Below are 8,971 nucleotides of genomic sequence, written 5' to 3'. Positions count from 1 at the left end.
TTTCATACCAGGTGTTTTACTCGCAAAGTGTGGAAATCAAAGAAGGAATAATATCACTCTTGGAACCGCCATACTAAGCAGCATGAATATATCCCGCTTACTGAAAGGATGGGTAAAGCATGTCGCATCAACAAGGACAACCCCATATGGAAGAATCGCCGGCAATGCCGGACGAACAGCAGCCTGAAAACCAAACGAAGGCGGCACTGGATGCGATTCAGCAGCTGGGCCAAATGAATGTGCCCGCAGCGAATGAATCCAACATTTTTTGTATGACGATTGTGGGACAAATCGAGGGACATATGGTCCTTCCTCCGCAAAATAAAACGACAAAGTATGAGCATCTCATTCCGACCCTGGTGGCGGCGGAGCAAAATAAAAATATTGACGGAATCCTCATTATTTTGAATACGGTTGGCGGGGATGTGGAGGCGGGACTGGCCATTGCCGAAATGATCGCTTCCTTGACGAAGCCGACCGTAACCGTGGTCGTTGGCGGCGGACATAGCATCGGCGTCCCCATCGCGGTGTCCTCTACCTACTCGATTATCGCGGAAAGCGCGACGATGACCATACATCCGATCCGGCTGAACGGCCTCGTCATCGGGGTGCCGCAAACCTTTGAGTATATGGAGAAAATGCAGGAGCGCGTTGTGCGGTTCGTGACTTCTCATTCACGCATCACGGAAAGCAAGTTTAAAGAATTGATGTTCCGGACAGGGGAGCTGAATCGCGATGTGGGCACACCCGTGGGTGGGCTGGATGCCGTCAAATACGGGCTGATGGACGAAGTGGGAGGCATCGGACAGGCACTGGCGAAGCTGAACCGGCTGATCGACGACGGCAAGAGATCGCTGGAAGCGGAGGGGATCAAACAATGACCCTGCATACGATCATGCCGCTTGAAGACGTGTGGGAGCACCGGGGGGAAGAGGATCCATCGGCCGAGGTGCGGGTAAAAGGCGTTTTGATGGAGGTTCGTCCTTTGGATTTCAATCGGGCGCAGATCATACGGCTGCTGGACGGTCCGCTAGACAATTACCTCAATCCGGCCTTTGCCCCGGGTCAGATTATACAGTACGTTCCCTCCAGTTAAAAACTAGCTCGTTTCGAAAAACAGAACATAGGTGCCCACGGTATTATATGGTATAATGGGATTCCGGGGGTGACAAGTTTTGGCCAAACGCAAAAAAAGGAAAAAGGCTTTGCTGACCAATGTTCTGAAATACGAAATCTACGGTATTATTCTGATCACCCTTTCTGTCATCGCCTTATCCGGCGAAGCGGCGGTAGGGTGGTCTTTATCCAAAATGTTCGGACTTCTCCTTGGCCGATTCTATTTTGTAATTCCTCTTATAGGCATTTATCTGGGACTCGCCGTGATGATTCAACGGAAGTGGCCCAGTCGCTGGAGCACGCGAAAAAGCGGGATCGTGCTGTTGATCCTGGCTTTGACGCTCATGAGCAGCGTTTCATCTTTGGAAAAGAAGCTATCTTCTGTCCCCGGCTTAAGCGCAGGACATATTATATCTCAAGTACATAATGATTTGGATGGCGCTTTAATATCGTCTACGGCTTCCAAAGATCATTCCATGATGAATAAGGATATCAGCGGCGGTTATGCCGGGGCGATTCAGTATGCCATGCTGTTCTGGCTGTTCGGGAACCCGGGAACCAAGCTGCTAATGATCGTCATGTTTATCATCAGTTTTATGCTGATAACGAATCTGTCTTACGTGGACCTGATGCGAATTATACGCAAGCGCGTGGTTCAGGCGGGCAGCAATATGCAAAAGAGAATGGTGGATCAAAAGCGCCATGCGGTCGCTACCGCTCCAAAAACAGCGACCCGCAAACGGCAGCTGCAGCTTCCGGACGAGGATGAAGAGGACGAGCTGGAAGACTTTGTGCCGCCAAAAGCCAAACGTTCGACGCCGGTGTTTTTTCAACTCTTCGGCAGCAAATTCGTGAAGCCAGAGCACGCGCCCCTGCAAGGTGAGGAAGATGAGCTGGATGGCAACGATATCTTGGAGCCGATCGGCAAACATTCCGGAAATGCCGGGGGACATGCTCCCGTGTACAAATACGAGGAAGAACCGGAGGACGACTCGCCGCCCGTGGAGCATTGGCCAAGGGAGGAGGAGGATCATTCGCCATCTCCGATCATCCGGGATTTCTTCGAACAGGTGAAATCAGAAGGGAATGCAGAGGATGAGGATTGGGATGACAATGAACCGATGCTAGATCCCATCCCGTCATCGCATGAGCATGACGGATTTCAGGACGCGATGGAACCCGAATCCGCTTTGGTTGGTACCCATAACGCATCCACAGGGGAAGCGGCTCCCGCGGAAGGGGAAGGCGAGGCGGAATTTATGGCGACCACGCCGCCCGCTCCACCGCCGAAGCCTTACAAGCTTCCTCCGTTCAAGCTTTTGGCTAAACCGCAAAATAGCGGAAAGGCCGGTGATCAGAATGATTACATGCAGACCGCCCGCAAACTTGAGGCGACGCTGGAGAGCTTCGGCGTGCGCGCCAAAGTACTGGAAGTGGTCCGCGGACCAGCCGTAACCAGGTATGAAATTCAACCGGATATCGGGGTTAAGGTAAGCCGGATCGTCAACCTGACGGATGACATTGCGCTTGCGCTTGCAGCCAAGGATATCCGTATGGAAGCGCCGATTCCGGGGAAATCCGCCATCGGGATCGAAGTTCCGAATAACGAAGTATCCCTGGTTACGATGCGCGAAGTCATGGAAACGCCGATTTTCCAGGATGCCCAGTCGAAGCTGTCCATTGCTTTCGGCAGGGACATATCGGGCCAGACCATCGTCGGCAACCTGGCCAAAATGCCCCACTTGCTTGTGGCCGGGGCTACAGGTTCGGGTAAATCGGTGTGCATCAACGGCATTATTACCAGCATTTTGTACAAAGCCAAGCCGGATGAAGTCAAGTTTTTGATGGTCGATCCCAAGATGGTCGAACTGAACGTATACAACGGTATCCCGCATCTGATGGCGCCGGTGGTGACGGATCCCAAGCGCGCTTCTCTGGCGCTCAAAAAGATCGTCGTCGAGATGGAGAAGCGCTATGAGCTGTTCTCCAAATCAGGCACGCGCAACATCGAAGGCTATAACAATCTGATGAAGGACAACCTGCCGGCCGTACTGCCTTACATCGTCGTAATCGTGGACGAGCTGGCGGATTTGATGATGGTCGCCGCCCATGACGTGGAGGAGGCGATTACACGCCTGGCCCAGATGGCGCGTGCCGCAGGCATTCACTTGATCATCGCTACGCAGCGGCCATCGGTTGACGTTATTACCGGCGTCATCAAAGCCAATATTCCATCCCGAATCGCGTTCGGCGTCTCCTCGCAGGTCGATTCCAGAACGATACTGGATATGGCAGGGGCGGAGAAGCTGCTTGGCCGAGGCGATATGCTCTTTATGCCGATGGGATCATCAAAGCCGATACGCGTTCAGGGGGCTTTCATGACCGACCAGGAAGTGGAAACCATCGTGAATTATGTACGCGAGCAAGGCGAAGCGAAATACGATGAATCGCTGGTTCCCGAAGTGGATGAGAGCCAGTCTGGTGGTGACGAGGAACTGGATGAGCTCTACGATCAGGCCGTGCAGATCGTCCTGGAAGCGAAGCAGGCCTCGGTATCACTGCTGCAGAGAAGAATGAGAGTAGGCTATACGCGTGCAGCCAGATTGATTGACTCCATGGAGGCCAGAGGTATCATCGGGCCGTATGAGGGCAGCAAACCGCGTGAAGTACTGGTTTCGCTGGAGCAGTATCAGCAGCAGAACCGGATCAGCTCATAAAGCAAAAAAGCAGCCAAGGATCGTCCTTGGCTGCTTTTTCGTCTTGTTCGCTCTGTTTAGAGACGCAATTAGAAGTCAAAATGGTCAGGGTCTGGACCGACGCGACGATCCTGGTTTAAGGCATGGATCTGCTCCATTTCAGCGCTTGTCAGTTCAAAATCGAACAGAGACGCGTTTTCCATGATCCGATGCGCTTTGGTTGATTTCGGAATCGTGACGACTCCCTTCTGAAGGTCCCAGCGCAGGATCACCTGAGCGACTGATTTTCCATGGTTATCCGCAATGGCCTGAAGAACGGGCTGGTTCAACAGCTCGCCCTGCATGAGGGGAGACCAGGCTTCCATTTGAATCCCTTGCTCTCGGGTATACGAATATAATTCGTTCTGAGTCAGATAGGGATGAAATTCAACTTGATTGACCATCGGTTTGATGCGGGCTTCCAGCAGCAAATCCTTCAAATGATGAACGTGAAAATTGCTTACCCCGATCGCTTTAACACGTCCTTCCTCATAAAGCTTTTCCATAGCTCTCCAGGTGTCTTTGTATTTTCCGGCCACAGGCCAGTGGATCAGGTACAGATCCAGATAATCCAGGCCCAGCTTGGCGAGGCTGGCTTCATAGGCGGCTAAGGTTCCCTCGTAGCCTTGATCGCTGTTCCATACTTTTGACGTAATGAAAAGATCTTCTCTCCGCAGGTTATTTTCGGCCAACGCCTCATGGATGCCTTTGCCAACGCTGTTCTCATTAGCATAGATGGCTGCCGTATCGATACTGCGGTATCCATGTTGAATGGCGGCTTTTACAGCATCAACGAGCTCCGATCCTTCTTCGACCTTAAAAACACCAAGACCTAACCAGGGCATGTCCACTCCGTTGTAAAGTTTGGTCGTGCTTTGCAGATGCAGCTTCATGATGACTTCCTCCTTATGATGAACTTATGTTAATTTGTACAACTTATAAAGCTTCTTTTCTTTGCAATAATTTACTCCAAAGGGTAAGCAAGACAGCGGCAGCCACCATCGCAGCACCGACAGAGCCGGTGTGGATAAGGCCGATCTTATCCGAAACGATCCCGCCTAAATAAGCTCCAAGCGCAATTCCCGCGTTGAACGCGGCAATGTTTACAGCCGAGGCTACATCCACGGCCTGGGGAGCATAACGCGCAGCAAGCATTACGACATACGACTGCAGTCCGGGGACATTCATAAAGGCCAGCAGGCCCATCATGAATATGGTGATCAAAGCCGCCGCTTTGAACGGAGCCGTAAATGAAAGGAGCAGCAATATCAGCGCCTGCAGGATAAACATCACAAGCAGTGCGGATAGCGGATTGCGGTTTGCCGCCTTTCCTCCGATGAAATTTCCGATGGCAATGGCGATTCCGTACAGCAGCAGGATGAAAGCGACGGTTGACTCTTTAAATCCTGTTATATCGTGAAGCAGTGGGGATAAATAAGTAAAGACAACGAACGTCCCGCCATAGCCCAGCGCGGTAATCAGAAAGGCAAGGAGCAGACGGAGGTTCGTGACCAGCTTTACCTGCTCTCTCACGGGTGTTTTCACTCCGCTGCGCAATTGCTTGGGAATCAGGATCATGTTAGCTGCCAGGGCCACGATGCCAATGATGGTTATCGTTACAAACGCCGAGCGCCATCCAACCTGTTGACCGATCCAGGTGCCAAGCGGCACGCCGGTGACGGTAGCGATCGTAAGCCCGGAAAAGAGGATAGCGATCGCCCCCGCTTTACGGTTTTCAGGCACCATATCAGCGGCGATGGTCGTACCTATCGACATAAACACGCCATGCGCCAGCGCCGCAATGATCCGTCCCGCGAGCAGCATCGCTATGCCACCCGCAAAAGCGGCCATGCTGTTCCCGGCTATAAATACAAGCATGATCGCGATCAACAGCTTCTTGCGTGACATGCTCATGGTGAGCGAGGTCAGTACGGGAGCCCCGATGGTAACGCCCAGGGCGTAAAGAGTTACCGTCAGTCCCGCAAGTGTTACCGATATATTCAAATCCCTCGCAATGAGGGGGAGCAGTCCCACACTAATGAATTCGGTGGTTCCGATTGCAAATGCACTGATGGCTAATGCCAGAAGCGCAAAGATGCTTTTTTTATTGTTTTGATGCATTTTCTGTTCACTCCTGTCTGGTCATCCCGGCCGGTGAATGCTATTATGAAGCCCGGTAGCCGAAATGAACAGTACGCACTTTTAAGTACTATAGGTACCAAAAGGTTCCCATACATCGATCGGAGGTTACAGCATGAAAAAATACAATATATCCGTGGAAGCGACGTTAGAGGTCATCGGGGGGAAATGGAAATGCGTCATCCTCTGCCATTTGACGTATGGCAAAAAACGGACCAGCGACTTACGCCGTCTGATGCCGAACATTACCCAGAAAATGCTGACGCAGCAGCTGCGCGAGTTGGAGAACGACGGAATTGTAAACCGGATCGTATATAGCGAGGTGCCGCCCAAAGTCGAGTACGAGCTCAGCGACTATGGATGGAGCCTGAAGTCCATTCTTGATTCCTTGTGCGCATGGGGGGAGAAGCATATTATCCGGGAATACGGCGATAAATTCACGGTGCTCGAAGACAACATTTTGAACAAGCCGGGCGAGCCGGTTATCGAGTCATAACGATGTAATTATTTTATAGAGGAAACATCAATGAATCTAAAATCATGAATGGGCGGCCCGTTGTACAAGCCATTGTACTTCAGGCCGTTGTTTGTCTTCTGATCACTTGGCGCAAATAGGCGCATTTACCGGCATGTCTCAGGCCATTTCCAACCTTTCTTTTGCAATGTGTATAGATCATGGTTGCTCTTGTCATAATAACCGTAGCCATCCTAGTCACACTCACAAGAGAAAGGTAGAGCTGCCAAATGAGAAAAGCAAAATTGGGGATGATCTTTGGACTTCTGGTCCTTTTGTCAGCTGCGGTATTCGCGGGTGTTCAACCTCGAACGCAGGATAAGGCTGCATCCGCTCAACAGCCTGTTACAGAAGAAGCAATTCCGACATTCGGAACGACCGTTTTGAAGTATGGGTCTTCCGGACAGGACATCTACGAGCTTCAGGGACGCTTGAAATTTCTTGGCTTCTATAGCGGCAAAATCGATGGTCAATACGGCTGGACGACATTGAAGTCGGTCAAATGGTTTCAGTCCGAATTCGGCATGAAAGTGGACGGGACGGTAGGGGCCAAAACAAAGCTGAAGCTGTATAACGCCACGAAAAATTGGAAGCCTTCCGAAAACACTGCAGCCAAGGAGCCAGCAGCCGGAAACAATAATAATGCCGGAGGCGACAAAAGCGAGCCGATGGCTTCCGCGAATACGATGGGCTTATCGGAAAATGACCTGAAAATTATGGCTAACGCGGTCTACGGGGAATCTCGGGGCGAGCCTTTCGAGGGACAGGTCGCGGTGGCTGCCGTAATCCTGAACCGCGTCAAATCGCCAAGTTTTCCGAATACGGTACACGGCGTCATTTTCCAGCCGGGCGCGTTTACGGCCGTAGCCGACGGACAGATTTGGCTTGAACCGAATGAAGTAGCCCGCAAGGCGGTACAGCAGGCCTTGAACGGCTGGGATCCATCCGGTGGCTGCCTGTATTATTTCAACCCTAAAACGGCGACCTCGAAGTGGATTTGGTCCCGGCCGCAGGTCAAAACCATCGGTCAGCATATCTTTTGCATGTAGGGCTTTTTTTGGCCCGGAAACAGCAACCGGAGGGTTTGTCTTCGGTTGCTTCTTGACTTTGTATTGGTATAGAATGGAACATATTCATAAGGCAATTGCAAGACAAATTCATGGCTAAAGGAGTTATGGACCTTGAATAAAACAGCATTTCAACATGGAAACGCGGGGCGCATGCGGATTCACGTGCTGCCCACGAAGCGCTTCAAAACATTTGCCATATCGCTTTATACCGGCATTCCGCTCGCGGAGGATACGGTTACGGCAACGGCCCTGACTCCATTCGTATTAAGACGCGGAACCGAATCCTACCCGGAGACGAGACAGTTCCGCGAGCAGCTGGAGCAAATGTACGGAGCGGGATTCGGCTTTGATGTATATAAAAGAGGCAATTATCAAATGGTTCAGTTCCGCATGGACACCATCAATGATTCTTTTGTCAAAAGTGAAGGCAGTCTGCTGGAGGCGTCCTTCGCTTTTCTCGGAGAAGTGGTCACGCGGCCGGCGCTCGAAGACGGGCATTTCCGCAGCAGCTACGTTACGGCCGAGAAAGAAAATGTGCGTAAAAAGCTCGATGCCATCGTTAACGATAAAATCCGGTATGCCTCCGAGCGCTGCATTGAGGAAATGTGCCGCAATGAGCCTTATCGCCTGCATCCGCTAGGCCAGCGCAAGGATTTGGAGGGGATTACGCCTGAAAGTCTGTACGGAGCTTACAAGCACTGGCTTGAAAACGCCAGCATGGATCTGTACGTGGTAGGCGATACGACCCTTGAGGAGGTCGCCGGGCTTGTGAATAAACACTTTTCGTTTGATACGGCTTCCAATGACGTGTCCTACAAGCAGGAAACTTCCGTCCGAAAAGCGGATGAGGTCCGCACGGTCGTGGAGAAAATGGAAGTAAGCCAAGGCAAGCTGAATCTGGGACTGCGCACATCCATTACATATGCCGATGAGCAGTATGCCGCAGTCCTTATGTATAACGGCATTTTAGGAGGCTATCCGCATTCGAAGCTCTTCATGAACGTCCGCGAAAAGGCCAGTCTAGCTTATTATGCGTCCTCGCGCTATGACGGGCATAAAGGCATCGGAACGATCCAATCCGGGATCGAGGTTCAGAACTATGAAAAAGCGCTAGAGATCATCAAAAAGCAGCTGGAAGAAATGCGCGCCGGCAACATTACCGAGCTCGAAATGTCACAGACGAAGGCGATGATTCGCAATCTGCTGCTGGAAATCGATGATTCCGCCTTTGAAATGATCGCGTATGATTTCAACCGCCAATTTTCCGGAAAGGACCGCCCGCGAGCCGAGCTGCTGCAGCAGGTGGAAGCCATTCGGATCGAGGATGTCAAGGCTGCCGCGGCAACCTTTGAATTGGATACGATCTATTTCCTGAAGGGGCAGAAGGAGGAATAACC

The 8,971-nt window shown here is 51.6% G+C and carries 8 protein-coding genes; 6 read left to right on the top strand and 2 right to left on the bottom strand.

What is annotated here, in order from left to right:
• The first annotated feature begins 164 nt into the window (after positions 1-164).
• The 3 genes from PCH05_RS21480 to PCH05_RS21470 all read left to right on the top strand — a co-directional run bounded on the left by PCH05_RS21480 (position 165) and on the right by PCH05_RS21470 (position 3,833).
• Positions 165-881, top strand: coding sequence for a ClpP family protease (locus tag PCH05_RS21480; protein WP_246049856.1), 717 nt, complete (start codon positions 165-167; stop codon positions 879-881).
• Positions 878-1,096: a YlzJ-like family protein gene (locus tag PCH05_RS21475; protein ID WP_127605716.1), complete on the top strand. Its 219-nt coding sequence runs from the start codon at positions 878-880 to the stop codon at positions 1,094-1,096. Before PCH05_RS21480 ends, PCH05_RS21475 begins: the two co-directional genes overlap by 4 nt.
• Positions 1,097-1,175: 79 nt before the next feature.
• Complete coding sequence (locus PCH05_RS21470) at positions 1,176-3,833, top strand: DNA translocase FtsK (protein ID WP_127605714.1); 2,658 nt, start codon at positions 1,176-1,178, stop codon at positions 3,831-3,833.
• Between the two features lie 68 nt (positions 3,834-3,901).
• Here the strand turns inward: PCH05_RS21470 and PCH05_RS21465 are convergent, their stop codons facing one another.
• On the bottom strand, positions 3,902-4,744 hold the full coding sequence (locus PCH05_RS21465; protein ID WP_127605712.1) for an aldo/keto reductase: 843 nt from the start codon (positions 4,742-4,744) through the stop codon (positions 3,902-3,904).
• A 43-nt stretch (positions 4,745-4,787) separates the two neighbouring features.
• The gene (locus tag PCH05_RS21460) at positions 4,788-5,972 is read right to left on the bottom strand and encodes an MFS transporter (protein WP_127605710.1); all 1,185 of its coding nucleotides are present in this window, start codon (positions 5,970-5,972) and stop codon (positions 4,788-4,790) included.
• Positions 5,973-6,105: 133 nt separating this feature from the next.
• On the opposite strand from PCH05_RS21460, the gene PCH05_RS21455 reads away from it, so the two are divergent.
• The 3 genes from PCH05_RS21455 (at position 6,106) to yfmF (ending at position 8,969) form a co-directional block, all read left to right on the top strand.
• Positions 6,106-6,486 (top strand): winged helix-turn-helix transcriptional regulator, encoded by a 381-nt coding sequence (locus PCH05_RS21455; protein ID WP_127605708.1) that lies wholly within the window; start codon positions 6,106-6,108, stop codon positions 6,484-6,486.
• A gap of 248 nt (positions 6,487-6,734) precedes the next feature.
• The gene (sleB, locus tag PCH05_RS21450; RefSeq protein WP_127605706.1) at positions 6,735-7,553 is read left to right on the top strand and encodes a spore cortex-lytic enzyme; all 819 of its coding nucleotides are present in this window, start codon (positions 6,735-6,737) and stop codon (positions 7,551-7,553) included.
• Between the two features lie 132 nt (positions 7,554-7,685).
• Positions 7,686-8,969, top strand: a complete 1,284-nt coding sequence (yfmF, locus tag PCH05_RS21445) for an EF-P 5-aminopentanol modification-associated protein YfmF (RefSeq protein WP_127605704.1) — start codon at positions 7,686-7,688, stop codon at positions 8,967-8,969.
• The last annotated feature ends 2 nt before the right edge of the window (positions 8,970-8,971 follow it).

The sequence above is a fragment of the Paenibacillus chibensis genome, assembly GCF_004001045.1.
GTDB lineage: Bacteria > Bacillota > Bacilli > Paenibacillales > Paenibacillaceae > Paenibacillus_AQ > Paenibacillus_AQ chibensis.
This window is presented reverse-complemented; position numbering and strand designations above follow the sequence as displayed.